General features: G+C 70.7%; 22 protein-coding genes and 1 riboswitch. Of the genes, 8 read left to right on the top strand and 14 right to left on the bottom strand.

Going from position 1 to position 24,820, the window contains the following annotated elements; translation table 11 throughout:
• A complete protein-coding gene (locus tag IEV96_RS14640; protein ID WP_188511490.1) occupies positions 1-2,019 on the bottom strand; it encodes a sensor domain-containing diguanylate cyclase in 2,019 nt (672 codons plus the stop codon).
• A 63-nt stretch (positions 2,020-2,082) separates the two neighbouring features.
• Here IEV96_RS14640 and IEV96_RS14635 point away from each other — a divergent pair, with 63 nt between their 5' ends.
• Complete coding sequence (locus tag IEV96_RS14635; RefSeq protein ID WP_188511489.1) at positions 2,083-2,868, top strand: alpha/beta fold hydrolase; 786 nt, start codon at positions 2,083-2,085, stop codon at positions 2,866-2,868.
• 10 nt (positions 2,869-2,878) lie between these two features.
• On the opposite strand, the gene IEV96_RS14630 is transcribed toward IEV96_RS14635, so the two are convergent.
• The 4 genes from IEV96_RS14630 to IEV96_RS14615 all read right to left on the bottom strand — a co-directional run bounded on the left by IEV96_RS14630 (position 2,879) and on the right by IEV96_RS14615 (position 5,216).
• The gene (locus IEV96_RS14630) at positions 2,879-3,415 is read right to left on the bottom strand and encodes an esterase/lipase family protein (RefSeq protein WP_229733431.1); all 537 of its coding nucleotides are present in this window, start codon (positions 3,413-3,415) and stop codon (positions 2,879-2,881) included.
• A 122-nt stretch (positions 3,416-3,537) separates the two neighbouring features.
• Positions 3,538-3,795, bottom strand: a complete 258-nt coding sequence (locus IEV96_RS14625) for a hypothetical protein (RefSeq protein ID WP_188511883.1) — start codon at positions 3,793-3,795, stop codon at positions 3,538-3,540.
• Positions 3,796-3,898: 103 nt separating this feature from the next.
• Positions 3,899-4,528, bottom strand: coding sequence for a nucleoside/nucleotide kinase family protein (locus tag IEV96_RS14620; protein WP_188511488.1), 630 nt, complete (start codon positions 4,526-4,528; stop codon positions 3,899-3,901).
• Positions 4,521-5,216 (bottom strand): SGNH/GDSL hydrolase family protein, encoded by a 696-nt coding sequence (locus IEV96_RS14615; RefSeq protein WP_188511487.1) that lies wholly within the window; start codon positions 5,214-5,216, stop codon positions 4,521-4,523. Before IEV96_RS14615 ends, IEV96_RS14620 begins: the two co-directional genes overlap by 8 nt.
• Positions 5,217-5,437: 221 nt before the next feature.
• Here IEV96_RS14615 and IEV96_RS14610 point away from each other — a divergent pair, with 221 nt between their 5' ends.
• Positions 5,438-5,800, top strand: coding sequence for a DUF7882 family protein (locus tag IEV96_RS14610; protein WP_308419491.1), 363 nt, complete (start codon positions 5,438-5,440; stop codon positions 5,798-5,800).
• Here IEV96_RS14610 and IEV96_RS14605 read toward each other — a convergent pair.
• Positions 5,755-6,198 (bottom strand): hypothetical protein, encoded by a 444-nt coding sequence (locus IEV96_RS14605; protein WP_188511486.1) that lies wholly within the window; start codon positions 6,196-6,198, stop codon positions 5,755-5,757. The genes IEV96_RS14610 and IEV96_RS14605 overlap by 46 nt on opposite strands.
• A gap of 106 nt (positions 6,199-6,304) precedes the next feature.
• Between IEV96_RS14605 and IEV96_RS14600 the strand changes: the two genes are divergently transcribed.
• From IEV96_RS14600 to IEV96_RS14585, 4 genes are read left to right on the top strand one after another with little or no spacing between them, the layout of a single operon-like run.
• On the top strand, positions 6,305-9,697 hold the full coding sequence (locus IEV96_RS14600; protein ID WP_188511485.1) for an FtsX-like permease family protein: 3,393 nt from the start codon (positions 6,305-6,307) through the stop codon (positions 9,695-9,697).
• Positions 9,694-12,486: a hypothetical protein gene (locus IEV96_RS14595; RefSeq protein ID WP_188511484.1), complete on the top strand. Its 2,793-nt coding sequence runs from the start codon at positions 9,694-9,696 to the stop codon at positions 12,484-12,486. Before IEV96_RS14600 ends, IEV96_RS14595 begins: the two co-directional genes overlap by 4 nt.
• The gene (locus IEV96_RS14590; RefSeq protein ID WP_188511483.1) at positions 12,483-13,412 is read left to right on the top strand and encodes an ATP-binding cassette domain-containing protein; all 930 of its coding nucleotides are present in this window, start codon (positions 12,483-12,485) and stop codon (positions 13,410-13,412) included. Before IEV96_RS14595 ends, IEV96_RS14590 begins: the two co-directional genes overlap by 4 nt.
• The gene (locus IEV96_RS14585) at positions 13,409-14,092 is read left to right on the top strand and encodes an ABC transporter ATP-binding protein (protein ID WP_229733430.1); all 684 of its coding nucleotides are present in this window, start codon (positions 13,409-13,411) and stop codon (positions 14,090-14,092) included. The genes IEV96_RS14590 and IEV96_RS14585 overlap by 4 nt, the downstream gene beginning before the upstream one ends.
• 1 nt (position 14,093) lies before the next feature.
• On the opposite strand, the gene IEV96_RS14580 is transcribed toward IEV96_RS14585, so the two are convergent.
• The 3 genes from IEV96_RS14580 to IEV96_RS14570 all read right to left on the bottom strand — a co-directional run bounded on the left by IEV96_RS14580 (position 14,094) and on the right by IEV96_RS14570 (position 17,090).
• Complete coding sequence (locus tag IEV96_RS14580; protein ID WP_188511482.1) at positions 14,094-15,155, bottom strand: VIT1/CCC1 transporter family protein; 1,062 nt, start codon at positions 15,153-15,155, stop codon at positions 14,094-14,096.
• Positions 15,156-15,359: 204 nt separating this feature from the next.
• Positions 15,360-16,283, bottom strand: a complete 924-nt coding sequence (locus IEV96_RS14575) for an aldose 1-epimerase family protein (protein WP_188511481.1) — start codon at positions 16,281-16,283, stop codon at positions 15,360-15,362.
• Positions 16,284-16,292: 9 nt separating this feature from the next.
• Complete coding sequence (locus IEV96_RS14570) at positions 16,293-17,090, bottom strand: DeoR/GlpR family DNA-binding transcription regulator (protein ID WP_188511480.1); 798 nt, start codon at positions 17,088-17,090, stop codon at positions 16,293-16,295.
• 62 nt (positions 17,091-17,152) lie between these two features.
• Between IEV96_RS14570 and galT the strand changes: the two genes are divergently transcribed.
• Positions 17,153-18,253 (top strand): galactose-1-phosphate uridylyltransferase, encoded by a 1,101-nt coding sequence (galT, locus tag IEV96_RS14565; RefSeq protein WP_188511479.1) that lies wholly within the window; start codon positions 17,153-17,155, stop codon positions 18,251-18,253.
• Positions 18,250-19,410, top strand: a complete 1,161-nt coding sequence (galK, locus tag IEV96_RS14560; RefSeq protein WP_188511478.1) for a galactokinase — start codon at positions 18,250-18,252, stop codon at positions 19,408-19,410. The genes galT and galK overlap by 4 nt, the downstream gene beginning before the upstream one ends.
• Positions 19,411-19,892: 482 nt before the next feature.
• Here the strand turns inward: galK and IEV96_RS14555 are convergent, their stop codons facing one another.
• From IEV96_RS14555 to IEV96_RS14535, 5 genes are all read right to left on the bottom strand, one after another.
• On the bottom strand, positions 19,893-20,399 hold the full coding sequence (locus IEV96_RS14555; RefSeq protein WP_188511477.1) for a YbaK/EbsC family protein: 507 nt from the start codon (positions 20,397-20,399) through the stop codon (positions 19,893-19,895).
• Positions 20,368-21,246 (bottom strand): bifunctional methylenetetrahydrofolate dehydrogenase/methenyltetrahydrofolate cyclohydrolase, encoded by an 879-nt coding sequence (locus IEV96_RS14550; protein WP_188511476.1) that lies wholly within the window; start codon positions 21,244-21,246, stop codon positions 20,368-20,370. The genes IEV96_RS14555 and IEV96_RS14550 overlap by 32 nt, the downstream gene beginning before the upstream one ends.
• 82 nt (positions 21,247-21,328) lie before the next feature.
• Positions 21,329-22,615 (bottom strand): serine hydroxymethyltransferase, encoded by a 1,287-nt coding sequence (gene glyA, locus IEV96_RS14545; RefSeq protein WP_188511475.1) that lies wholly within the window; start codon positions 22,613-22,615, stop codon positions 21,329-21,331.
• 39 nt (positions 22,616-22,654) lie between these two features.
• Positions 22,655-22,736, bottom strand: a riboswitch (ZMP/ZTP riboswitch).
• Between the two features lie 67 nt (positions 22,737-22,803).
• Positions 22,804-24,099, bottom strand: coding sequence for an LPXTG cell wall anchor domain-containing protein (locus IEV96_RS14540; RefSeq protein ID WP_188511474.1), 1,296 nt, complete (start codon positions 24,097-24,099; stop codon positions 22,804-22,806).
• Positions 24,100-24,237: 138 nt separating this feature from the next.
• Positions 24,238-24,804, bottom strand: a complete 567-nt coding sequence (locus tag IEV96_RS14535; RefSeq protein WP_188511473.1) for a TetR family transcriptional regulator — start codon at positions 24,802-24,804, stop codon at positions 24,238-24,240.
• Between the last annotated feature and the right edge of the window lie 16 nt (positions 24,805-24,820).

The following is a 24,820-nucleotide window of genomic DNA, read 5'->3' as shown; positions in this document are numbered from 1 at the left end:
CTAGCGGGCGACCTGGTCGCGACCCATCGACTTGGCCCGGTACATGGCGACATCCGCGCCGCGAAGCAGCTCTTCGGCCGACGACGCGACGCTTGCCCCGGCGATGCCCACCGAGGCCGTGACGCTCATCGCGACGCCGTTGACCACTATGGGATCGCGGATCGCCTCGATGATGCGGCCGGCGATCGCCCCCGCCTCGTCCCGATTCGTGGTCTCACAGAGGACCACGAATTCGTCGCCGCCGAGCCGTGCGACCGTGTCGCCGGCGCGGGTGCTCTCGAGGATCCGTTGCGAGGCGTGCAGTAGCACCTGGTCGCCGAAGTCGTGGCCGTGCGTGTCGTTGATCTGCTTGAAAGAGTCGAGGTCGATGAAGAGCACCGTCGTCTCGCCGGATTCGAGGGGGATGGAGAGCGCCTTCGACAGGCGCTCCATCAGCATCCGGCGGTTGGGGAGGCCGGTAAGCGCGTCGCTCATCGCGAGGGCCGCGAGCTTCGCTTCCGCGAGGCGGACCATCGCGACGGCGAGGTCGCGGCTGAGTTCTTCGGCTTCACGCTCGAGCCCGTTCCACGGCTCGCTCTTGCCCGTGACGCTCTCGGTCCACGCCGAGAACGACGTGCGCGGGGAGAGTGTCGTCACGCGGTTGCTCGGGGTCTGGTCGCCCAGCCAGCGCACGTCGTCGGTGATCTCGGGCCGGAACCACGCGATGAAGTCGCCGCTGCCGGGGAGCGGCACGAAGAGCAGGCCGGTGACTCCGACGAGTCGCCCGGCGAGTTGCGGATGCTCGGCCGGGAGACGTTCGGTGGCGAAGCTCTTACCGACGACGTTGACCTTGGCCCACCAGTCCAGATTGCTGATGGCCTCCGGCGAAGGCACCGTGCCGATCGTGGTCAGCGTGCCCGAGAGACTCAGAACTGCGCCGCTGGCGGGCACCAGGTTGAGAACGGTGAGGCTGCCTTCGAAGAGGGCGGCGGCGATGTCCGACGTATTCGTCGATTCGGTGACGCCGGACTGATCGACGAGTTGGGCCCTGATGCTCCGCACGTGCACCTGCGCGGTGAGCCGGTCGATCTCTTCCATCGAGTGCAGCTGCAGGGCGACCTGGTTCGCGAGCACCTCGAGACCCTGTCTGAGGGAGTAGGGCACGCGATGCGTGGTCGTCTGCGCCAGGGTGATCATGCCGATCAGCCGCCCGTCGCGCACGAGCGACAGCGACAGCGTCGAGGCCTGCCCCATGTTGCGCATGAACTGGAGGTGGTGCGGCGAGACGCTGCGCAGTTCGGCCGCGCTCAGGTCGAGCGAGACCGGCTCGCTTCCGTCGTCCGCGGGGAGGGTCAACAGCTCGGACGTCGCGCCCGAGTTGTCGACGATCAGGCGGGAGAGTTTGGTCAGGTAGAGCTGACGCGCCTGCTCGGGGATGTCGGATGCCGGGAAATGCAGGCCGAGATAGGGCTCCATCCCGTCCTCGAGCTCTTCGGCGACGATCTCACCGTGGCCGTCGGGGTGGAACGAGTAGATCGTGACCCGTTCGAACAGGGTGAGCTTGCACAGCTCGCGGGCGGTCGCCTGCCATAGACCACCCTGCGTGCGCAGGCGGGCGAGGCGGTGCATCGCTCCGTACACGGCGACGGCCATGCGGTCGCTGTAGTCGCTATCGACCGGCTCGAACTCGACGATCGAGAACGGACCGTCGTGGTGCACGATCACTTCGAAGCGCTTGGCGCCGAGTTCCAGGGCCCGCGGGTTGCCGTCGCTCGCCGTCTCCTCGCCCGGATCGACATGCTCCTGAGCCCACGATTCGCCAGTGACCGCGCTGAGCGGCCGACCGAGCAGGAGACGGGCGTCGATGCCGAGTACGACCGCGCAGTTGTCGGAGGCGTAGATGATGTCCAGCGTGTCGGGCGCGACGGCGAGCAGGGCGCCATGGGGCTGGATCGAGCCGGGCGCCCGGATCGGCTCCCGAACGCACTCCTCGAGGCGCAGGCGCTCGTCATCCGATAACACAGAGGGGCCAGAAGGCACGTGACTCGATTCTTTCTTCAGGTCACGGCCGGGGTGGGCGACTCGCGCGCCTACGATGGCGGAGTGACTGACCCCAGAGTATCCCAGCGGCCGCGCCCAATGGGTGACTACGTCCCGCGCACGTTCAGCGTCCCCTCGTCGGCGGGCCGACCGGGTCCGACGTTCCTGCTCCTGCACGGGATCGGTCTCTCCCACCGCGAGTTCACCGGGCTCGCGCGTCACCTCTCGCGACGGGGCCGGGTGATCGCCTTCGACCTGCCCGGGTTCGGTGAGTTGGCACGTGCCCGCACCCGGCCCCGACACCGGATGTCCGTCGAGGAGTACGCCGCGATCGTGCGGCGCGCGCTCGAACGGCTCGACGTCGGCCCGGTCGTCGTGGTCGGCCACTCGATGGGCGCGCAGTTCGCCGTCGAACTCGCGCGCCAGAGCCCGGAATCGGTCTCGCACGTCGTGCTCGTCGGCCCGGTGGTCGACGCGCGCAAGCCCACGCTCACGGCGCAGTCCGTCGTGCTGCTGAGGGATTCCCTGCTCGAACCCCCGGCTACCCAGCTGATGGTGGCGATCAACTATGTGCGGTGCGGTATTCCGTGGTTCCTCACCGAGGCGGTGGCCATGCGCGACTACGCGACAGACCGCGGGGTCGCCCTGGTGTCCCACCCCGTGTTGGTCATCCGCGGCGGCAACGACCCGATCGCCGACGCCCGCTGGTGCCGGTCGTTGAGCGAGCTCGCCCCCGACGGGCGGGTAGCGACGATCCCCGGGTACCGCCACAACGTCGTGCATTCCAACCCGTCGGCCACGGCGAAGGCCATCCTGGCGTTCGTCGACGACGCCAGTCGGTCGGCCTGACCCGCTGGGTTCAGGCGGCCATCGCCATGACTTCGGCGATGACGCGCGGGTGGGCGAGCACGCGGAAGTGCCCGCCGGTATCGAGACGCACGTTCTTGGCACCGGGCAGGTAGCTGCCGCCCGGGATATGCGGATCGAACTCGCCGAACACCGAGACGATTCGCTCGTTGGCCACCAGCTCGCGCGCGAGGGAGACGATCACCGCGTCCTTCGGCGAGAAGATGCGCAGACTCGGCAGAAACAGGTAGCGGGCGTAGCGCGAACCGCTGAAAGGCGCCGCGATGGCCACCATCCCCCGCACCCTGCGCGCCGCTGCGCCCTTCACCATCACGTACTTGCCGATGAGACCGCCCTTGCTGTGGGCGACGAGCAGCACGTCGGAGAGGTCGTGTTCGTCGAGATAGGCATCGACGAGCTCCGACGCGTCCGCCACCGGCCGGCTGTTGGACTCGAGCAGGCGCACCACGTGCACCGGGTGCCCGCGGTCGTGCAGGCTGGTGATGAGCGGCTGCAAGAACTTCCACGACTCCCACACCCCCGGCACCACGACGATCGGCGTCAGGTCACCCGACAGGAACTGCGCCGGGTCGGTGCGATTGAACAGCGCGCGCGCCTGCCAGGTGACCGCGTAGGCATAATCGGCGACCCACCACGCGAGCGCCCGCAGGATCAGGATGCCGCGAGTTTCGCCAGTGCGTCGTCGGCGACGGCGCCGTCGACGCCGAGCTTCGTGGTGAGAAACTCGCGAGCCGCCGCGGTGTCGCCGCGGGTGTAGGCCGAGTAGGCCGCATCCGCTTCGCGCGCCAACTCGTCGGTGATCTCGCCCTTTACGCCGAGCTGGTCGGCGAGCTGACCGGCGGTCTCGACCCCGAATGAGCGACGAACGCCCGCCGGCAGTGGATACGAGCTGTACTTTCCCAGATTCATGATTCTCTCCCGTCGGTCGGGTGCTGTCGCGCCCGGATTCCAGACTAGGTCGAGCGTCGAAATAGCGCGCAGGCTGGACATTGGGCACGGCAGTGGTGCACGGTCAGGCAGTCCCCGAGACCAGCAGGTCGGCGCGCGGCTTTGTGGCCTCGACCAGTAGCGCGTTTGCGCCGTCGACCGAGCTCGCCCATGCGAGGGCGGCGTCGAAGCTGCGACCGTACTCGGTGTGCCGTGCGACCAGACGGGCCAGCCGTTCGTCGGCGCCGGTCTCGCAGAACCAGCTCTCGGCGAGCAACCCGGGAACGCGGTTCCACGGCTGACGGTCGACGAGCAGATAGTTGCCCTCGACGATCACGATGTCGGCCTCCGGGGGGATGACCACCTCACCGGCTATCCCCTCGTCGACGGCCCGCTCGAAGCTCGGCGCGTAGACGGGGTGGTCGCGTTCGGCGAGCACACGCTGGAGCAACGCCACGAATCCCCAGCCGTCGAACGTCTCGATCGCACCTTTGCGTTCGCGCAGGCCGAGACGGTCGAGGGTGGCGTTCGCGAGGTGGAAGCCGTCCATCGGCAGATACACGGCGCGCGTGACATCCGACCCGCTGTTGATCCCGGCCACCACCCGCTTCGCCAACGTCGTCTTGCCGGCGCCGGGGCTGCCCGTGATGCCGATGACGATGCGTGAACCCGGTGTGGCGAGGGCGAGTACGCGTTCGACGAGCGGCTCAGGCATCCATCGACGGGGTCGCCACGATGGCGAGGCGCAGCGCCCCGCCCGCGATGACGGCGGCCTCCCCGGTCGGGTGCATGCCGTCTAGCGTGTACTGCGCGACGTAGGTGCCCTCCGGTGTGCGCATCGTCTGCCACGGGTCGACGAACGTCCACGAGTTGTCGGCTGCCAGTTGCCGCAGGGCGGCGTTCCAGGCGGTCGACGCGGCCGGGTCCCTGTCGAGAGGCGGGACGGACGAGAGGATGACACGCTGCGCGGCCGACTTCTCCGCGATCTCGGTCACCAGCATGAGCCGGTTCTCGACGGTCAGTTCCCCGCCGAGGTCGTTGGTGCCGGCGAGCACGACCAGAACGTCGGCGGTCACCGGGGTGACGTTGGCACTCATCTCGAGCAGTTTCGCGCCGCTCTGCGCCCACCCCTCGGCGACGAACTCCGCACCGGCCTGCGACGCGTAGGTGGTCCACGATCCGGAGCTCATGTCGAGGCCTTCGCGGCTGGCGCGCGCTGAGATCGAATCGCCGACGACGGCGAAGGTCGTGGGCGTAGCGATCGGCGCGACGGCCTGGGGAATGCTGGGGCCGACCCGGCCCTCGGCGATGGTCGAAACGGGCCAGACGACGGTGGTGGCGTTGATGCCGAGCGTGAGCAAGATCACTGCGCCCGCAGTGAACAGCACACGTTTTCTCGTCATCCCCGGTTCCAATTGCTCGTCCTGACGAACATGTTAGCCAATGCGCCTGTGCTTCGAGCCCTCACCGCGCGCGAAAGGGGGATGCTAACCCGAGACTTAATCGCTATGGTGTGTCTCACACCTGCACCTGAGTGTCGAGACGAGTACCCGAAATTCGACTCACTACCCGTCGGCGGCTGCATCGCCGCCATTCGACGCCCGCGTCAACCTACGTTGGGGGAATGATGGGACTGCTGACCTACGACGGTTTCGAAGCCGACTTCGACGACCGGCTTCTCGCCCACCTGCACGTCGTGATCGTGCAGAAGCTGCGACGCGGAGAAAGCTTCTCCATGACGTGGCGAGAGTCGAACGACGGGGGCGGCGGGCGTAGCTCGCTCTGGCTGCACCCCTCGATCCCGCTGCACTTCAAGTTTCTCGGCAGCAAGCCGCCGACGCTGAATCGCGAGTGGCTCGCGACCCTGACCCTGTCGTCGAACAGCTCGCAGGGTCTCGTCGTGACCCCGGAACCCGAGCCGACCCTCGTGCCGATGACGCCTCAGCCCGCGAGATCGTCCAGCAGCGCGAGCAGCGCCCGGGCGTAGGCGTCCGCGGCATCCGGTGCCTCGAACGCCCGCGATTCTCCCCCGACGAGGGCGGTCAGCCGGTAGGCGCTCGCGTCGAGGGTGACGGCACCGATCGCCTCGGTGCTCTCGACGCGCTCCAGGGAGCGGAACGCCGCGCCGAGCAGCTCGCGCAACTGGTCTTCGCGCGGCAGCCAGAGGGCGTCGTCGAGCGCCACCGAGTCGAGCGCCCACTCCGTCGTGCCGTTGAAACCCAGGACCGTGCCGCTCGAGAACTCGTGCGCCTCGACGGTCATGTCGCTGAGCGTGTACACCTCGGCGTCGGCCTCGACGCGGTCGATGCAGAAGTTGTCGCCGCGCACGGGACGCCAGACGAGGTCGGAGTCGCGCAACGCCCTGGCGAGTTCGATCGAGATCATCGGATCATTATGCGTCGCTCGCCTTGACGCCGGCCGGGCTGCCTGTACTCTGGCGTCGGCGCCGCATTCCTGAGGCCCGGTCAAAGATGACGGAGAAGCGACCGAGGTGAAACACCAGGCAACGCGGATCGCCGCGCGCGAGAACGGTCCGCGCAGGCGCGCGCCCCGGGCCGGCTCGTGGCTCGTCGGAACCACCGTTCGCCGCACCCGTGCGCAATGGCGGCTTCTGCTCGGCGTGGTCGCGGTCGCCGTACTCGCGAGCGTGCTCGTCACGACGCTGAGCCTGCTCGTCTCGGCGACGGAACAGCGCGGCGTGCGCGGCGCGCTGGGCGCGATCCCCGCGGAGCAGAGCGACCTCGACGTGCGCCTCCTCGACCCGACCATCGACCTCGCCGACGCCACGGCGGAGGTGACCGACGCCGTCGCGAGCGTGTACGCCCCGGCCGCGACCGCCACCGTGGTGGGTGGCGCCGTGTCGTCGTATCTGCCCGTGACGGCCGTCGCGGATGCTCCACGCGCCCCGTCCCCACCGACACTCGCCTACTTCGGCGAGTTCGACGGCGTCGCCCAGGCGGCGACACTCGTGGCGGGCGACTGGCCGGGCGAGACGGCGGCGGGCGACCGTGTGGCCGTCGCGATTCCGGCCGCGGCCTCGGCCGCGCTCTCGCTCGGCGTCGGCGGAACGCTCGTGGTCGAGGCGACGGACGCGGATGTCACGGCCGTCGTCACCGGGGTGTTCGAGCCGACCGACCGCACCGACGAGTTCTGGGCGCTCGACCGCCTCGCCTCTGCCGGTTACGAGCCCGAGTTCCCCAACCCGTTCACCAGCTTCTACAACCCCAGCGTGGTGTTCGGGCCGCTCGTAGTCGGCACGGGAGCCCTCGCGTCGGCGGACCTCCCCGTCGCGATCGCCACCCTGCGGTACACACCCGATTTCTCGGACACCACGGTGGCGCAGCTGCGGCCCCTGCTCGACCGGCTGGCGACCGCCGATATCGACATCCTCTACAGCGCGAACGGCGTGGCCGGCAGCGTCTTCATCGACTCCGACGCGGCCGCGGCCGTGAGCGCCGTCGCGGCCGGCCTCACCGTCACCCGGTCGACCGTCGTCGTGGTGAGCCTGCTGCTCCTGGTGCTCGCCGTCGCGGCGATGGCCCAGCTCGCGCGGCTCTACAGCGATGCACGCGCCGGGGAGCGCCAGCTCATGCGCGCGCGGGGTGCCTCGCGCCGCAACATCCTGGCTCTCGCGGCTGTCGAGGCGGCGGTGATCGCGGTCGCCACTGCGGCGGCGACTCCCCCGCTCGCGTCGCTCGCCTACCGACTCCTCGCCACGCAGCCCACCATGGTCGCGGCCGGGATGCCGCCGGACGCGGGCATCCCGCCGCTCACCTGGCTCATCTCGGCGGGTATCGCCGTCGTCTTTGTGCTCGTCCTCCTTGCTCCTCTTATCAGGGGCGACGTGTCGTTCGCCGAGGGTGCGCAGGCCGCCGGCCGGCAGCGCCTCGTCTCGGGCGTCGCGCGGTCGGGCATCGACGTCGCGCTCGTGGTGCTCGCCGGAATCGCCTACTGGCAGCTGCAGGCCTACCGCACCCCCGTGCAGGAGTCGGCCACGCTCACGGTCGACCCCGTGCTCGTCGCCGGCCCGGCCATCGTGCTGGTCGCCGCCGCCCTCGTCTGCGCGCGGCTCATTCCCGCCGCCTCGAGGCTGCTCGAGCGCCTCGGTTCGGGCGCGCGGGGCGCGACCGTCGCCCTCGCCTCCTGGGAACTCGGTCGTCGTCCGCAACGCGCGACGGCCGCGGTGCTGCTGTTAAGCCTGACGCTCGCCGTCGGCACCTTCGGCCTGAGCTTCCTCGACACCTGGAAGCGGTCGCAGGTCGACCAGGCCGCCTTCGCCGTCGGCGCGCCCGTGCGGGTGGAGGCGGACGGCGCGGCCGCCGACGGCGTGGCCGCCCCCTCCGGCACAACGGCCGAGCCGACACTGCGGCGGTCGCTGGTCATCGGCGGCTTCTCGGGCGACCCCGACAACCTCGGCGGCAGCCTGGCGTCGGTGCTGGCGCTCACCCCCGCCGCCCGCGACCTCGCGGCCGACGGTCAGCTCGGTGATCTGGGGGGCGACGTCATCGCCGACAGCCTCCCGACCGACCCGCCCGCCGCGACCGTTGTCGACTTGCCCGACGGCGCGACCGGGGTCGCCGCGACGGTGCGATTCGGCGATCCCGAGGCACCGCTCGAAGCCGTCGCGGCCGACCTGACCGCGGTTATCGAGAACGGCGACGGACGGCTCGTGCTGCTGCCTCTCGGCCGCATCGACGGCGACGGCGCATCGCACGAGGTGAGCGGCGAGCTCCCTCCCGCGTCGGCGACGGGCACCCTGCGCTTCGCTGGCCTCCAGGTGAGGGTCGTCGACACCAGCGGCGACGAGCCCGTGGTTCGCGGCGCCCCGGAGCCCGCCGACGTGCTGCTCTCCGACCTCGCCGGCACGACGGCGTCGGGCGAGCCGCAGCCCGTCGCGGTCGAGGCCGGCGACGACGGCTGGTTCGGCTCCGCGGCGGCACGCAACTCGTCGCTGCCCGCGACCAACGGCGTGCCCGACGGCTGGCAATTGCGTCTGGGCGTCACGGTTCCGCTCGACCTCCGCAGCAGCCCGGGCAACTACGCGCTCGTCGGTTGGCGGCCGCACGCCGCCGTGCCCGCGGTGCTCGCCGGCGAAATCGCCGACCAGCTCGGCCTCACGGTCGGCACCGAGCTCGACGTGCGTGTGGGCGGTCTCCCCACCACCATCCGCGTTGCCGCCGTCGCCCCGCTCGTACCCGGCGCAGCCCGCACGGCCGACCTGGCCGGGCCCACCCCGGCGCTCGGCGGAGCCGCCGCACAGCTCGCCGTCGTCGACACCACGCTGCTCACGCGCTCACTCGTGGAGGCCGGTGCCGAAGGGTCGCTCGTCGACGAGTGGTGGGTCGGCGTTCCGGCCTCCGACGCCCGTTCCTTCCTCGATGCGCTGCCTCCGGGCGTGACCGCCGTGGGTTCGGCGCTGCTCGGCGACCGGCTGCAGGAGGCACCGCTCCGCGTCGCGACGCAGGCGGCGCTCTGGGTCGCGATCGCCGCGAGCACGCTGCTCGCGGCCGTCGGATTCGGCGTGCACAGCGCGGCCGGCCTGCGTTCGCGCCGACTGGAGCTCGCCCAGCTGCGGGCGATCGGGTACTCGCGCCGCCGCCTCGTGGGGCTTGTCGGCGCCGAGTCGCTGCTGATGTGTCTGCTCGGGGCCGTCTTCGGCATCTCCATCGGCGTGCTGCTGGCGTGGCTCGTCGGACCGCTCGTCGCGGTATCGCCCACCGGCGCGCCCACCGTGCCCTCCGTCGTGGTCGAGGTGCCCCCGCTCGGCATCGCCCTCCTCCTCGCCTGGATCGTCGCGGTGCTCGCCGCCGTCGTGCTGCTGGTCGCCCGGATGCAGCGCTTCACCGAGCCCGCGCACCTGCTGCGCGAGGGGGCGCAACCGTGAGCGCGCCCGACACCCGGCGCCGCCCGGCATCGGGGCGCACCCGCCGGAATACCTCCCTCCGTTCGCTCGTTGGGGCGACAGCCCTGCTCGTGCGTCGCCGGGCTTCCCGCGACGCTCCCCTGCTCGTGGGGTGGATTGCCCTGCTGTGCCTGGCCACGGTGCTGGCGGTCGCCGTGCCCCGCCTCGTGCTCGACGCCGTCGACAGGGGTGCGCGCGAGGCGGTGGCGGAAGCCGGCCCGACCGCCGACATCATCGTGCGGGCACAGGTCGGCGACCCGAACGTCGCGTCGGACTTCGCAACACTGCCCGCCATCGTCGACCTGGCGGCCACCGTGCCGGGGAACCTTCCCGACGGGCTCGCCCGGGTCACCGACACGCCAACGGTCTCGGCGATCAGCCCCGGCGTGCGGATGACCCGCGCGGAGGCCGTCGCCGGCGCCGCCCGGATCGAGGCGCAGTTCGGCCTGCTCGGCCCCGACCAGCAGTCGGGACTGACGCTGGTCGACGGGCGGCTGCCCGCCGGGACGGGGGACGGAGACAGGGTCGAGGTGGTCGTCTCGAGCGAGGCCGCGGATGTCGCGGCTCTCGCCGTCGGAACGGTATTGAACGCCTCCGTTCCGGTCGCCGACCCCGACGAGCCGCCGACGGTGGTCGCGGCGGAGGTCGTGGGGATCGTGGCATCCGCCCACCCGTCTTCGGCGACCGTCTGCGCGTCGGAGTGGTGCGACCTTCCCACGATGTGGGCGCCAGAGGTCGACAAGTCCCGCCTGGGCGGGAGCGGCGTCGAACTGACGCTGCTCGTCGACGCGGAGGGCATCGCCGTTGCCCAGCAGCTGTTCTTCGACCCGTTCGTCGCATCGGTGCGGCTACCCTTGCGCGCCGAGCGCTTCTCGGGCGAGCTGGTGACGACGGTGATCGCCGAGACGGATGCGCTCGAGGCCAACGCGGCTCCACTGACGGCGGGGTCGGGCGTGACCGTGAACGTGCGCACCGACTTCGCAGACGCCCTGCGCGGCTACGGCGACCGGGCGGCGGCTGCGGTGGCACAGATGACGCTGATGATCGCGGGGCTGTTCGGGGCTGTGGCCGCCGTCATGCTGGTCGTCGGCGGGCTGATCGTGCGTCGCCGCTCGGCCGACCTCGCCCTCGAGCGCGCCCGCGGCTCGTCACTGGGCGGGGTCGCCGTGGGGGGGCTGGCCGAATCCCTGGTGCTCGCCGTCGTGGGCGCCGGGCTGGGACTCGGGATCGCCGCGCTGGTCACGCCGGGGCCGCTCGCCGATCCGCTACCGCTCGCCGCCGTCGGCGTGGTAGCCGTTCTGGCTCTGCCGGTTCGGGCGATGCTGCTCGCCCGGGAGGCGTGGAGCGGTCGGCGCCAGCCGGCCAACCGGCGCGACCGGCAGCAGCTCGTCGCGCGCTCCCGTATCCGGCGCCTCGTGCTTGAGCTTTCCGTGATCCTGCTGGCCGTCGCCGCGCTCGCGTCGCTCCGGTCTCGGGGACTGGTGGCCGCGCGCACCGACGGCACCGACCCCCTGCTGGCTGCCGCGCCGCTCCTCCTCGCCGCCGCCGTGACTCTCGTCGTGCTGCGGGTGCAACCGCCGGTCGTGCGCGGGATCGGCGCCGTCGCCGCGCGTTCCCGCGGCGCGGTGGGTGTGCTCGCGGCCGCGCACGCCACCCGGGCGGTCGCCGTGCTGCCGTTGCTCGCGCTCACCATCGCCGTCGCCCTCGTCGTCGGCGGTTCCCTGCTCGTGCAGACCGTCCGGGAGGGGCAGGTCGACGCGTCGTGGCAGCGGATCGGCGCCGACGCCAGGGCGACCGGCGTCTTCGGCGCGGGGGTGGCCGAGGGCGTGCGCGCCGCGCCGGGTGTCTCCGCCGCCAGTGCACAGCTCGTCACCCGCGCCGTGGGGTTCGACAGCGGTGCGGCATCCACGCAGGGGACCCTAATCGCGGTCGACCCCGGTTTCGCCGACGTCGCGCGTCTGCTCCCCGCGCGCCTCGCGCCCGACAGCGCGGCCCTCGACGACCTCGCCACGGCGTCCGCTGACTTCGAGGCGCTGCCAGTGCTCGTCGACGAGCGGCTCGCGGCACGGGTCGACATCGACGAGCTCGTGATGGTCTTCGGGGAGGATCGCGTGCCCGTGCGTGTCGTCGCCACGTTCGAGGGCGGGCCGGGCGGCTATCTCTCCGGGCCGATCGCTTACGCCGATCTCGGGGCGCTGGGCGAGCGGCTGGGCAAGCTCCCGCCCGCCGACACGCTGCTCGTGATGGGTGACGGGGCAGCCGCGGCCGCCGCCTCGACCGACGCGACCGAACTGGTCACCCGCGCGCGGTGGCTCGCTGATCGACGCGACCAGGAGCTCGTTCAGGGGGTCGAGCGGATGACGCAGCTATCGGTCGCGGCGGTGGCGTTGCTCGCTGCGGTCGCCCTCGTGACCACGGTGGCCGGGGGCGGCCGGTCGCGGTCACGGTCGCTGTCGCTGCTGCGCACGCTCGGGGTGCGGCGCGGCTTCGGCTGGGTGCTCGCCCTCGCCGAACTCGCACCCCTCGTCGTCGCCGCGCTCGTCGGGGGCGCCGCCGCCGGGGTCGCCATTTTCGTGGCATCCGGCCCGGCGCTCGGCCTGCGCATCCTCACGGGTGGCACCGGCGACCCGGTACTGCGGGTGGACCCGGCGACGGTCGTTCTCGTCGTGGCCGGCAGCGTCGTGCTGTGCGCGATCGCGATTGTGGCCGACGTCGTGGCACACCGCCGCGACCGGCCGGGAGAAGTGTTGAGAGTGGGAGAGACGACATGACGCAGACCGATGCGCCGGCGCGACCGGCTTCGGAGTTCGGGGCGGACGCCCTCATCGTGTGCGACAACGTGGTGCGCATCTACCAGGTCGAGCAGATCGAGGTGCAGGCGCTGCAGGGCCTCGACCTGCTCGTCGACCGCGGCGAGATGATCGCGATCGTCGGCGCGTCCGGCTCCGGCAAGTCGACGTTGCTCAACGTGTTGTCGGGGCTCGATGTGCCGACCGCGGGGCGGGCCCGCGTGGGCGATTGGGACCTGCTGCGGATGTCGGCCGCCGACCGTCTCGCCTACCGCCGATCCGTCGTCGGATTCGTCTGGCAGCAGACCTCGCGCAACCTGCTGCCGTACCTCTCGGCCGCCGAGAACGTCGCCCTTCCGATGTCGTTCGCCGGGGTGCGGGCGCGGGCCCGCGCCCGCCGCACGGCGGAACTGCTCGAGGCCATGGGCATGGGTGCGAAGGCCGACCGGCGTCCGGGCGAACTCTCGGGAGGCGAGCAACAGCGCGTGGCGATCGCCGTCTCGCTCGCGAACCGGCCGCAGGTGTTGTTCGCCGACGAACCGACGGGCGAGCTCGACACCGCCACGGGCGCCGACGTCTTCGCCGCCTTGCGCACCGCGAACACCAGTTTCGGAACCACCGTGGTGATCGTCACGCACGATTCGGATGTCTCGGGGCAGGTGCAGCGCACGGTGGCGATCCGCGACGGCCGCACGTCGTCGGAGGTGGTGCGGCGCACCGAGATCGACGAGTGGGGGACCTCTGCCGTCATCGCCGAGGAGTATGCCATGCTCGACCGCGCCGGGCGCCTGCAACTGCCCGCCGACTACCGCAAAGCACTCGGCCTGCGCAGCCGGGTGCGCCTCGACCTGGCATCCGACCACGTGGGTGTGTGGCCCGACCGCGCGCCGGACGGAGACGCGAAATGATCACGCAGGACACCCCCATGGTCACGGTCAGCGGGCTGGGTCGCACCTACGGCTCGGCGGGTGGCGACGTGCACGCGCTGCAGGACGTCTCGTTCAGCGTCGAGCGCGGCACGATCGCCGCGCTCGTCGGCAGATCGGGCTCGGGAAAGACCACCCTGCTCAACTGCCTCGGTGGTCTCGACGAGCCGACCAGCGGAACCGTCGTCGTCGACGGCATCGAGCTGACGTCGCTCGACGAGCGGGCCCGCACCGCGCTGCGCCGCGACCGGCTCGCCTTCGTCTTCCAGACGTTCGGCCTGCTGCCGATGCTGTCGGCGGCCGAGAACGTCGGGCTCCCGCTACGCCTGCGCGGTGCCGCGGCGAAGGAGCGTACGGCGCGGGTGGCGCACCTGCTCGACCTGGTCGGCATCGGTGCCCAGGCGGCGCAGCGCCCCGGCGAACTGTCGGGCGGCCAACAGCAGCGTGTGGCGATCGCGCGTGCGCTCGCCAATTCGCCGCGGCTGCTCATCGCCGACGAGCCGACCGGGCAACTCGACGCCGAGAGCGGCGCGAGCGTCATGGCGCTGCTGCAGTCGGTGGTGCGCGCGGAGGGGATGACCGCGATCATCTCGACGCACGACCTGAGCCTGCAGGCGATGGCCGACCAGACGATCAGGCTGGCCGACGGGCGGCTCGCCTGAACTAGGCCGCGCTGACCCCGAACGCCAGGCCGAGCAGGTAGGTGGCGCCCGCCGCGCCGAAGCCGATCGCCAGCTGCCGCAGCGCGCGCTTGAGGGGCGGGCCGCCCGAGAGCAGTCCCGTGACCGCTCCGGTGCCGAGCAGGGCAACCCCCACCAGGGCCGACGAGAGCACGACCGCCGCGACGCCTTCGAGGCCGAATATGTAGGGCAGCACGGGGATGATCGCCCCGGAGGCGAAGAACAGGAAGCTCGATACCGCGGCGCCGAGCGCCGAACCGATCTCTTCGTGGTCGTCGACGGTGTCGCCCGCCGAGTGGTCGACGGTGAGGTCGCGCAGCACCTCGGCGGCGTGCGCCCGGGCCTCGTTCTCGTCCATGCCGCGGGCGCGGTAGACGAGCGAGAGCTCGTTCGCGTCGACGTCGAGGTGCGGCAGCGCGGAACGCGTTTCGGGATTGGGGTCGGATGCGGCGAGCAGTTCGCGCTGGCTGCGGATCGAGACGAACTCGCCCGCGCCCATCGACAGCGCTCCCGCGAGCAGACCCGCGAGCCCCGTCGCCAGGATGATCGGGGTGGATACCCCGGTCGCGCCGATGCCGAGCACGAGGGCGAGGTTGCTCACGAGCCCGTCGTTGGCGCCGAACACCGCGGCGCGGAAGGTACCCGAGAGCCGGTTGCGCCCGCGGGTGGCGAGGCCGCGCACGACCTCCTCGTGGATGCGCTCGTCGGCCGCCATCGCGGGCGTCGCGTCGACGTCGCCCTCGTACGGGGAGCGAGCCTCCGCCCGTTGCGCGAGCGCGAGGACGAACACCGAGCCGAAACGGCGGGCGAGCCATCCGAGGGCCCGCGTGCGGATCTCGCCACGGTGCGGCCGCCCGGCGTTGTCGCCGAGCAGCGCCAGCCAGTGCGCCTCGTGCCGGGCCTCGGCCTCGGCGAGCGCGAGCAGGATCTCGCGCTCCTCACCGGTGCGCCGGCTGGCGAGGTCGCGGTACACGGCCGCCTCTTGGCGTTCGTCGGCGAGATACTTGCGCCATCGTCGGATGGTGGAGGGTGTCGGGGCGGCCACGCGGGGGTCCTTCGGCTAGGGCCGACCGACGAATTCCGGGTACGAAAAACCTCGGCCAGTCAAGATTCTGACCGAAGGTCTCGTTCGCCTGGTGATTGTCATCACCGAGGTGGAGCACCGGGTGCGTCGTCGTGACGAACCAGTATGTCGATGTCTCGCGCCTAGCCGGTGCGGACCGGCTGAGGGAACTACTCCCCTTCGTTGCTACCCAGAGTAGCGGATGCCCCAGCGAACCACCCAGTTCTCGCCGGGTTCCAGCCACTTGAGGCCCAGCCCGGTGTTGAGCGCGTTCGGGGCCGCGGTCATCGGCTCGATGGCGACGGCGAGCCCGAGCCCGCCGTCCTTGGGGAACTTGCGGGTCGTGAACACCTGCACGTAGGGGTGGCTCTCGTCCTGCCAGAGTTCGACGCGGCGGCCGTCGGGAGCGGTGAGTGAGCTGACGCTCTCGCCGCCGTCGAACACCACGCCGCCGAACGCGTCGTCGAGGTACAGGTCGCCGACCAGGCGCCCGTCGCGCAGGTCGAAGCCCGTGCCCTCGACGGGGTTCTCGGCGATCGGGATCAGCCGGTCGTCGGTCTCGAACCTGGTCGTGGCGTTGAGGCGGAGCGTGAGCTGCTCGGTGGGCACGTCGCCGAGGCGGAAGAAGGGGTGGGTGCCCACGGCGACCGGCGCCTTGACGGCCGAGGCGTTGTGCAGCGAGTGCGTCACGGTGAGGCCGCCCTCGACGAGTTCGTAGGTGACGCTCGTGTCGACCATAAACGGGTAGCCGTGCTGCGGGTAGACGGTGGCGTTCAGGGTGACGGATGACTCGGACTGGTCGGTCACACGGTAGGCGGTGGACCGCAGCAGGCCGTGGATGGCGTTGTGCCGCGCCGGCTCGGTGATGTCGAGGTGCTGGCGCTTGCCGTCGAGGGTCCAGATGCCGTCTTCGACGCGGTTCGGCCAGGGGGCGAGCACGATGCCGTCGCCGAACGGCGGCGTGCGCTCGGCCGCGTAGGGCTCGGTGAGGTCGACGCCGTCGATCTGGAAGGTGCGCAATGACGCGGCGACCTCCGTGATGACGGCGGTCGACGAGCCCGTCGCGGTGGCGCGGGTCAAGACGAATTGTTCTCCGGTGGGTGCACGCATTTCTTCAGCCTAGTTGTCGGCGTCGATGACGTGCAGACCGGCGGTCTCGAGCCGGGCTACGACATCGGCATCCGGACCGCCCGCGGTCACGAGCGACTCGAAGTCCGAGAGCGGTCCGACGTTGCCGAGCCGGCGGCTGCCGAGCTTCGAGGCGTCGGCGACGAGCACGCGACGGGCCGCCGACTGCATCATGCGGCGCTTGACCTCGGCCTCCGGCAGGTTGACGTTGGTGACGCCCACCTCCGGGTCGACGCCGTTGCACCCGATGAAGGCGATGTCGCCGTGCAGGCTCTCGAGGAACGCCGACGCGAACGGGTTCACCAGCGAGTGCTGCAGGGGGCGCAGGGTGCCTCCCGTGACCACCACGGTCAGCCGGGGCATGCCCGGTTCGAGTGCGAGTGCGATCGACAGGCCGTTCGTGACCACGAGCACGTCGTTCAGGTCGCTGCGCCGCGCGAGCGCGTGGGCCACGGCGAGCGCGGTCGTCCCCACGTCGAGCAGCACGCTCTGTCCCGACTTCACCATGGACGCGGCGCGGCGTCCGATGGCGAGTTTGGCCGCGGCCTCGCGGGCCAGCGACGACTCGAACGACGACTCCCCCTCGTTGCCCGAGCCGCGGGGCATCGCGCCGCCGTGCACCCGCACGATGCTGCCGGCGAGCTCGAGCGCGCTGAGGTCGGAGCGCACGGTGACCGCGCTCACGCCGAGCTCGACGCTCGCGTCGGCGACGCGCAGGAACCCGCGGTCGACGATGTCCTGAAGCAGACGCTCGCGCCGGATGATCGTGGGGGCAGAATCGTCCGCCATCGTCGTTTGCTCCTTGCGAATACTTGCGAAAACAAAAGGCTAACTTTCGTTATCGTAATAGCATGACAGATCCGGTGATCGTAAAGCGCCCCACCATCCTGGCCGACGGTCGGGAGCTCATCTACTTCGACGACGCGGACACCACGCTGGGCCCCGACCGCGCCGTCGACGCCCGCGTTCTCGACCCGCGCCCGCAGACCGCGACCATGCGCCAGGACGTGCTCACCGGCGAGTGGATCTCCATCGCCTCGGCGCGCCAGAACCGCGTGTTCCTGCCGCCCGCCGACCAGGACCCGCTGGCCCCCGCGACGCCCACCAACCCCTCGGAGGTGCCGAGCAACTACGACGTCGCGGTCTTCGAGAACCGCTCCCCCTCGTTCGGACCGGCCATCGGCGCCGAATACAGCCTCGAGGAGCTCGACCAGATCGGTCTCGGCCGCACGCTGCCGTCGATCGGCCGCTGTGAGGTCGTCTGCTTCAGCCCCGAGCACGAGGGCTCGTTCGGCAGCCAGACCGAGTCGCGGGCGCGCACCGTGATCGAGGCGTGGGCCGACCGCACGGCCGCGCTGTCGGCGCTGCCCGGCATCCAGCAGGTCTTCCCCTTCGAGAACCGCGGCGAGGCGATCGGCGTCACGCTGCTGCACCCGCACGGGCAGATCTACTCCTACCCCTACGTGACCCCGCGCACGAAACGGCTCGTCGAGTCGATCGAGAAATTCGGCCCCCATCTGTTCGAATCCATCCTCGAGAGCGAACGGGCATCCGAACGCGTCGTCATCTCCGGCGAACACTGGACCGCCTACGTTCCGTTCGCGGCGCGCTGGCCCATCGAGGTGCACATGCTGCCGCACCGCCACATCCCCGACTTCGCGGCCACCAACGGTGAGGAGCGCGACGAGCTTGCCGGCCTGTACCTGAAGCTGCTGCGCGGCATCGACAAGCTCTACGACACCCCGACGCCGTACATCGCGGCGTGGCACCAGGCGCCGGTCAACGTCGCGCGCGACGACATCCGTCTAATGTTGCAGGTCACGTCTCCGCGTCGCGCAGAGAACAAACTGAAGTACCTCGCGGGGTCGGAGGCGGCCATGGGCGCCTGGATCGGCGACGTGACACCCGAAGCAACAGCAGCATTCATTCGAGAGGCGATCGCACGAGTATGAGCGACATCAGGGACGACGTTAAGGCCGACTTCACCGAGCTGTTCGGCTACGAGCCGGAGGGCGTCTGGTCGGCTCCCGGTCGTGTGAACCTCATCGGCGAGCACACCGACTACAACGAGGGCTTCGTGCTGCCGTTCGCGATTAACAAGCGCACGGTGCTCGCGCTGGGAGTGCGTGACGACGGCGTGCTGCGCATCGCCAGTTCGTTCGCCGACGAGGTCGCCGAGATCGCCATCGCCGACCTCACCCCGTCGGCGCTGACCGGGTGGTCCGCCTACCCGTTCGGCGTGGCCTGGGCGATCGGCCAGTTCGGCGCCGACCTCGCCGGCGTGCCGGGGGTCGACATCTACATCGACTCGGTCGTGCCCGTGGGCGCCGGCCTCTCGTCGAGCGCCGCGATCGAGAGCGCCGTCGCGCTCGCCCTCAACGACGTGTGGCAGCTCGGCTTCGACCGCCCCACGCTCGCCAAGATCGGCCAGCTCGCCGAGAACAAGGCCGTAGGAGCGCCGACCGGCATCATGGACCAGTCGGCATCGCTGCTCGGCAAGCAGGATTCGGCCGTGTTCCTCGACTGCCGCTCGCTCGAGGCCGAAGTGATCGACCTCGGATTCGCCGCCGCGGGCCTCGAACTGCTCATCATCGACACCGGCGTCAGCCACTCGCACTCGACCGGCGGCTACGCCTCACGCCGCGCCTCCTGCGAGGAGGGCGCCCGCATCATGGGTGTTCCCGCACTGCGCGACCTGCACGTCGACGACCTCCCACGCGCACAGGAGCTGCTCGACGACGAGACGTTCCGCCGCGTGCGCCACGTGGTCACCGAAGACCAGCGCGTGCTCGACACCGTGCGCACCCTGCGCGAGCAGGGACCGACCGCGATCGGCGAGCTGATGGATGCCTCGCACCGCAGCATGCGCGACGACTTCGAGATCAGCGTGCCGGAGCTCGACCTCGCCGTGGAGACGGCCCTCGCGAACGGAGCCGTCGGCGCCCGCATGACGGGAGGCGGTTTCGGCGGAGCGGCGATCGCCCTCATCCCGAGCGACGCGGTCTCGCGACTGCAGGTCGCCATCGACGGCGCCTTCGCCGAGCACGGGTTCGGCCAGCCGGTGACGTTCACGGTGAGCGCCGCCGACGGGGCCGTGCGCGAGAGCTAGCCGTTCCCCTGGGCCGGGGCCGGGGTCGTTCGACAGGACGAGATGGCCTCGGCGCACGCTCGACAGGACGGTTTGCCGGGGCGGGAGCCGCGGCATCCTGTTGGCCGGTCACGCCGGTTGAGTAGGTCGCCCAGCGACCGTATCGAAACCCCACCGGCGCGCGGGCCGCGCCACGTGACATCCGATTGCGGCGATTGGGGCAGTTATCTCGCCCGGCTGCCCCATATGGCGCAACTCGAGGGGGGCGCAGGGGGTTTCCATACGCGCCCCAGAGGGCGCTACTCAACCAGCGCGTGCGCAGAGGGCGCTATTCAACGAGCGGCGCCCGCCATGCGGGTGTCAGCGCACGGCGCCGAAGAGGTTGACGTCGAAAATCGCCACGGCGATGAAGCCGACGGCGAGAACGATCGCGAGCACGGCAGCGAGGCCGACCAAGAACTTGCCACTGGAGAAACTCATGACTCCACCCTAGCCCGGCGGCGTCATGCTGCGGCGGGCGGCACCACCGGGGTCTCGGTGCCCGCGGTGATCGACACCAGCTGGCCGTAGCTCAGCGGGAAAACCGTGTGCGCGTGCCCCGCGGCCGCCCAGATCTCCGGGTAGCCGGCGAGATCGGCGTCGACGAAGGTGCGCAGGGGTGCGGGATGGCCGACGGGTGCGATCCCGCCGATGACCTGACCCGTGGCATCCTTCACCGTCGCCGCATCGGCCCGTGCGAACGTGCCCCCGACCTGTTTACCGAGCCACGCGGTATCGACGCGGTGGGCTCCCGAGGTCATCACGAGCACGGGCTCGCCGTCGAGCAGAAAGACGAGCGAGTTGGCGATCGCGCCCACCTCGATTCCCAGAGCGGCGGCGGCCTCGGCCGCGGTCTTGGCGGCGCCGTCGAGCCAGACGACCTGCGTCACGACGCCGGCCTCGGCCAGCGCTGCCTCGACACGAACGACCGCGGGATGCTCAGGCAAGGCGTTCCGCCGCGTCGACGACATTCACGAGCAGCATCGCGCGCGTCATCGGGCCGACTCCGCCGGGGACCGGGGACAGGTAGCCTGCGACGTCCGCGGATGCCGGGTCGACGTCGCCGACCAACTTCGCTTTGCCGGTCTCGGGGTTGACCACGCGGGTGATGCCGACGTCGAGCACGGCCGCGCCCGGCTTCAGCCAGTCTGGCTGCACGAGGCCGGCGACGCCGACCGCCGCGACCACGATGTCGGCCTGGCGCACGTAGCTGGCGAGGTCGACGGTACGCGAGTGCGTGAGGGTGACGGTGGCGTCGAGGCCCTTGCGGGTGAGCAGGAGTCCGAGCGGGCGGCCGACCGTGAGGCCGCGACCGATCACGACGACGTGTTTGCCCGAGATGGGAACGTCGTAGCGCTCCAGCATCTCGACGATGCCGGCCGGAGTGCAGGGCAGCGGGGAGTCGAGCGGGCCGCTCACTCCCAGCACCAGTCGCCCGAGGTTGGTCGGGTGCAGGCCGTCGGCGTCCTTGTCGGGGTCCATCAGCTCGAGCATGGCGTTCTCGTCGAGGCCGGCCGGGAGCGGGAGCTGGATGATGTAGCCGGTGACGGCCGGGTTCTCGTTCAGCCCGACGATCGCGGCCCGCACCTCGTCGGCGGTCGCCGTCTCGGGCAGGTCGACGCGGATCGACTCGATGCCCACCTCGGCGCAGTCGCGGTGCTTGCCCGCGACGTAGGAGAGCGAGCCCGGGTCGCTGCCGACCAGCAGGGTTCCCAGGCCGGGGGTGATGCCCTTGGCCTTGAGCGCGTCGATGCGCGCCTTCAGTTCGTTCTTGACGGCGGACGCGGTGGCGACGCCGTCGAGGGTGATTGCGGTCATTAGCGGGTCCTTATGTCGTCGGGACGCTTCGATAGGCTCAGCGACCGTGCAGTCCCTGAGCCTGTCGAAGGGCGGAAAGTTGTTACGCCCAGCTGCCCGGGCTCGTGAGGCCCTCGTACAGCGGGAAGCCGTCGGTCAGCTTCAGCACACGGGCGCGGAGAGCCGCGACATCCGGGGTCGGCTTGAGGGCCGTCGCGATGATGTCCGCGACCTCGGTGAACTCGGCGTCTCCGAAGCCGCGCGTGGCGAGCGCGGGCGTTCCGATGCGCACGCCCGACGGGGTCATCGGCGGGCGGGGGTCGAACGGCACGGCGTTGCGGTTCACCGTGATGCCGACCGAGTGCAGGATGTCTTCGGCGTCCTGGCCGTGGATGGCGGCGCCCCGCAGGTCGACCAGCACGAGGTGCACGTCGGTTCCGCCGGTAAGCACGTCGATGCCGGCGGCGACCGTGTCGGCCGCCATCAGACGCTCGGCGAGGATCTGTGCGCCACGGATGGTGCGCTCCTGGCGGTCCTTGAACTCGGGCTCGGCGGCGAGCTTGAACGCCGTGGCCTTCGCCGCGATGACGTGCATGAGCGGCCCGCCCTGCTGGCCGGGGAAGACGTTGGAGTTGATCTTCTTCTGGATCTCGAGGTCGTTGTTCAGGATGAAGCCCGAGCGCGGTCCGCCGATGGTCTTGTGCACGGTCGACGAGGTGACGTCGGCGAAGGGCACCGGGTTGGGGTGCAGTCCGGCGGCGACGAGGCCGGCGAAATGCGCCATGTCGACCCAGAGCTTCGCGCCCACCTCGTCGGCGATCGCGCGGAACGCCTCGAAGTCGAGCTGGCGCGGGTAGGCGCTCCACCCGGCGATGAGCACCTGGGGGCGGGTCTCGAGCGCCTTCTCGCGCACGACGTCCATGTCGACGAGGAAGGTGTCGGGGTCGACACCGTAGGCGTGGGCCTCGTAGAGCTTGCCCGAGAAGTTGAGCTTCATGCCGTGGGTGAGGTGCCCGCCGTGCGCGAGCTCGAGTCCGAGGATGCGGTCGCCGGGGCTCGCGATCGCCGCGAGCACGGCCGCGTTGGCGGATGCACCGGAGTGAGGCTGCACGTTGGCGTAGGCCGCGCCGAAGAGGCTCTTCGCGCGCGAGATGGCGAGGGTCTCCGCGACATCCACAAATTCGCAGCCGCCGTAGTAGCGGCGTCCGGGGTAGCCCTCGGCGTACTTGTTGGTGAGCACGGAACCCTGGGCCTCGAGAACGGCGCGCGGAACGAAGTTCTCGCTCGCGATCATCTCCAGCGTGCCGCGCTGGCGGCCGAGTTCCTGTTCGAGGACGGCCGCGATCTCGGGATCGACTTCGGACAGCGGCGAATTGAAGGTAGAGGACACGAGCGACTCCTTGAAAGCGAACGGATGTAACTAAGGTATCCGTTCAGCCCAGGCGTACGGCCGAATCGTGTATCTCGCTCCCTGATGGTTACCCATCTCAACGCCAGTTGCGACCCGCTCAGTGTAGCGAAGGAAGCGGGCAAACGAAAAGGCCCCCGCGCTCGCGCGCGGGGGCCTCGACGGTGTGACTAGACGCTGCGACGGCGACGGATCACCGTGACGCCGGCGAAGGCCGCTCCGGCGAGCAGCAGGCCGCCCGCGACGAAGAGGCTCGGCGCGATGTCCTGGCCGGTCGCGGCGAGCTGTGGCAGGGCGGCGAGCGCGGTGGCACGCACGGCCGACACCGCGAGCAGGGTGCCCGTGGGGCTGACGGCGAAGTACAGCACCGCGCTGAACGGCGTGCCGTCGACGTTGGTGCTCGCCAGGGTTATGGAGTGCAGTCCGGGCTCGAGGCCGGACGGGAGTGCGACGGTGGTCGACAGCATGGTGCTGGGGTCGATCACGCCGGAACCGACGACGATCGGGGTCGACCGCACGGTGGCGTTCCAGCCGGAGCCCGGCTGCAGGCCCGACGCGATGAGTGCGACCTTCGCACCGGCGACGGCAGCTCCCTTGGCGGCGTCGATCGTGATGGGCGTGACCGAACCGTCCTTGTCGGCGATGATGATCTTCAGTGCCGCGATACCGGTGTTGGTGCCATCGGTGACGAAGAAGCCGGTGTCGATGACGTTGCTGTACTTGGGCGTGCCGGAGATGTGGAGACGGGGCGCCTTGCCCGGGATCTGCTCGTCGAGGATGGTCACGGTGAGACCTTCCTGCGGGTTGACGTAGCCGGGCGCCGGCTCGTCGCCGGACTGCTGGCCGTAGCCGATGGAGCCGCCGGTCGCGGTGAAGTCGAGGCCCGCGGTGGTGAAGGGGATGTCCTGGTCGACGGCAACGCCGCGCGTGAGCTTGAGGTCGGGGGCGGTGAGGGGCACCTCGACGTAGGGGGTCTCGACAGGAGCCGGCGTGGGCTGCCCGAGCACGACGCTCGCGCTGATGGTCGAGGCGAGGGCGGGAGCGGTGCACGAATCGAGTCCGTCTTCGCGGCTGCTGTCCTGGTCGTAGAAGCCGACGGACACGGTCTGTCCGGGGGCGGCCTGGTACTCGCTCACGAGGAAGTCGTAGGTCAGCGAGGCGCTCAGCGGCGAGATGTAGGTGCTGTCGAGAACCGCGCCGTCGAGGTACGTTGCACTGCAGATTCCGTCGCCGGCGACCTCGGTCAACGCGGGGTCGCCGTTGAAGTAGCCGAAGGTCTGCTGGCCGCCGGAGAGGGTGGCGGTCGGGAAGGCGACCGAGGTGATCGTGTCGGCGACGGCGGCCGAAGCCGGGACGGCCGCGACGAGCGGCGCTGCGACGAGTGCGGTTGCGAGGACGACGACACCGACGCGGCGGGAGATCGCCGCCGATCGGGTTGCCGTGCGGACAGGGGAAAGGGCGCGCATGTGTGCTCCTCAAGAGTCGTGGGATGGCTCCGAGCACACGTTACAAAGTCTCGCGTGACGGTCTATCAGCACAGTACTAGAGAACCGATACGGATAGTAACTTTCGTCACGTCTCGCGCCGAGCCCCGTTCGGGGGGGTCAGGGGGCGATCAGTTTGGTCGCCGCGCGCACGGCCGAGGCGCGACGCCGCGCGACGGCTTCGTCCGCGTCATCCGCAATCTGGCTGACGCCCTCGAGCCGCATAGAGGAGGTGGCGATGGTGAAGAGCAGGGTGAAGAGTTCGTGGGCGTCCCACTCGGGGTCGACGAGGCCCCGCGCCTGCGCCTCGACGATGGCCGCCGAGTCGCGTTCGATGACGGATGCCGGCACCGCGGGGACGAGGTCGAAGTCGCCGCCCAGCCGGGCCCAGTCCATCATGCGGAAGTGCTCGGGGTGCGCGTGGGCGAAGTCGAAGATGGTGCCGACGAATCCGGGGAGGTCGCCCGAGTCGACGGGGATCGACGCCATCACCTCGTCCATGTGGTGGTTCAACACGGCGACGAACAGGGCGCGCTTGTCGCCGAAGTAGGCGTAGAGCCGCTCCTTGCTCGCGTTCGCGGCCGCCGCGATGCGGTCGACTCGGGCGCCGGCCAGGCCGAACTCCGCGAATTCGCTGCCCGCCGCCACAAGAATTCGTTCCTTGGTCGCTTCGCCGTCGATTCTCATGGGTATGATCTTACAT

The organism is Conyzicola nivalis (assembly GCF_014639655.1).
Taxonomy (GTDB): domain Bacteria; phylum Actinomycetota; class Actinomycetes; order Actinomycetales; family Microbacteriaceae; genus Conyzicola; species Conyzicola nivalis.
Note: the sequence above shows the minus strand (reverse complement) of the source record. Positions and strands in the feature narration are given on the sequence as shown.

Excerpts from the sequence above, each read along its gene's own strand:
- IEV96_RS14590 (WP_188511483.1), top strand. The coding sequence starts at position 12,483 with ATGACGCAGACCGATGCGCCGGCGCGACCGGCTTCGGAGTTCGGGGCG.
- galK (WP_188511478.1), top strand. The coding sequence starts at position 18,250 with ATGAGCGACATCAGGGACGACGTTAAGGCCGACTTCACCGAGCTGTTC.
- IEV96_RS14575 (WP_188511481.1), bottom strand. The coding sequence starts at position 16,283 with ATGCGTGCACCCACCGGAGAACAATTCGTCTTGACCCGCGCCACCGCG.
- IEV96_RS14605 (WP_188511486.1), bottom strand. The coding sequence starts at position 6,198 with ATGATCTCGATCGAACTCGCCAGGGCGTTGCGCGACTCCGACCTCGTC.
- IEV96_RS14615 (WP_188511487.1), bottom strand. The coding sequence starts at position 5,216 with ATGACGAGAAAACGTGTGCTGTTCACTGCGGGCGCAGTGATCTTGCTC.
- IEV96_RS14555 (WP_188511477.1), bottom strand. The coding sequence starts at position 20,399 with ATGTCGTCGACGCGGCGGAACGCCTTGCCTGAGCATCCCGCGGTCGTT.
- IEV96_RS14625 (WP_188511883.1), bottom strand. The coding sequence starts at position 3,795 with ATGAATCTGGGAAAGTACAGCTCGTATCCACTGCCGGCGGGCGTTCGT.
- IEV96_RS14585 (WP_229733430.1), top strand. The coding sequence starts at position 13,409 with ATGATCACGCAGGACACCCCCATGGTCACGGTCAGCGGGCTGGGTCGC.
- IEV96_RS14610 (WP_308419491.1), top strand. The coding sequence starts at position 5,438 with ATGATGGGACTGCTGACCTACGACGGTTTCGAAGCCGACTTCGACGAC.
- IEV96_RS14535 (WP_188511473.1), bottom strand. The coding sequence starts at position 24,804 with ATGAGAATCGACGGCGAAGCGACCAAGGAACGAATTCTTGTGGCGGCG.
- galT (WP_188511479.1), top strand. The coding sequence starts at position 17,153 with ATGACAGATCCGGTGATCGTAAAGCGCCCCACCATCCTGGCCGACGGT.
- IEV96_RS14550 (WP_188511476.1), bottom strand. The coding sequence starts at position 21,246 with ATGACCGCAATCACCCTCGACGGCGTCGCCACCGCGTCCGCCGTCAAG.
- IEV96_RS14620 (WP_188511488.1), bottom strand. The coding sequence starts at position 4,528 with ATGCCTGAGCCGCTCGTCGAACGCGTACTCGCCCTCGCCACACCGGGT.
- IEV96_RS14570 (WP_188511480.1), bottom strand. The coding sequence starts at position 17,090 with ATGGCGGACGATTCTGCCCCCACGATCATCCGGCGCGAGCGTCTGCTT.
- IEV96_RS14540 (WP_188511474.1), bottom strand. The coding sequence starts at position 24,099 with ATGCGCGCCCTTTCCCCTGTCCGCACGGCAACCCGATCGGCGGCGATC.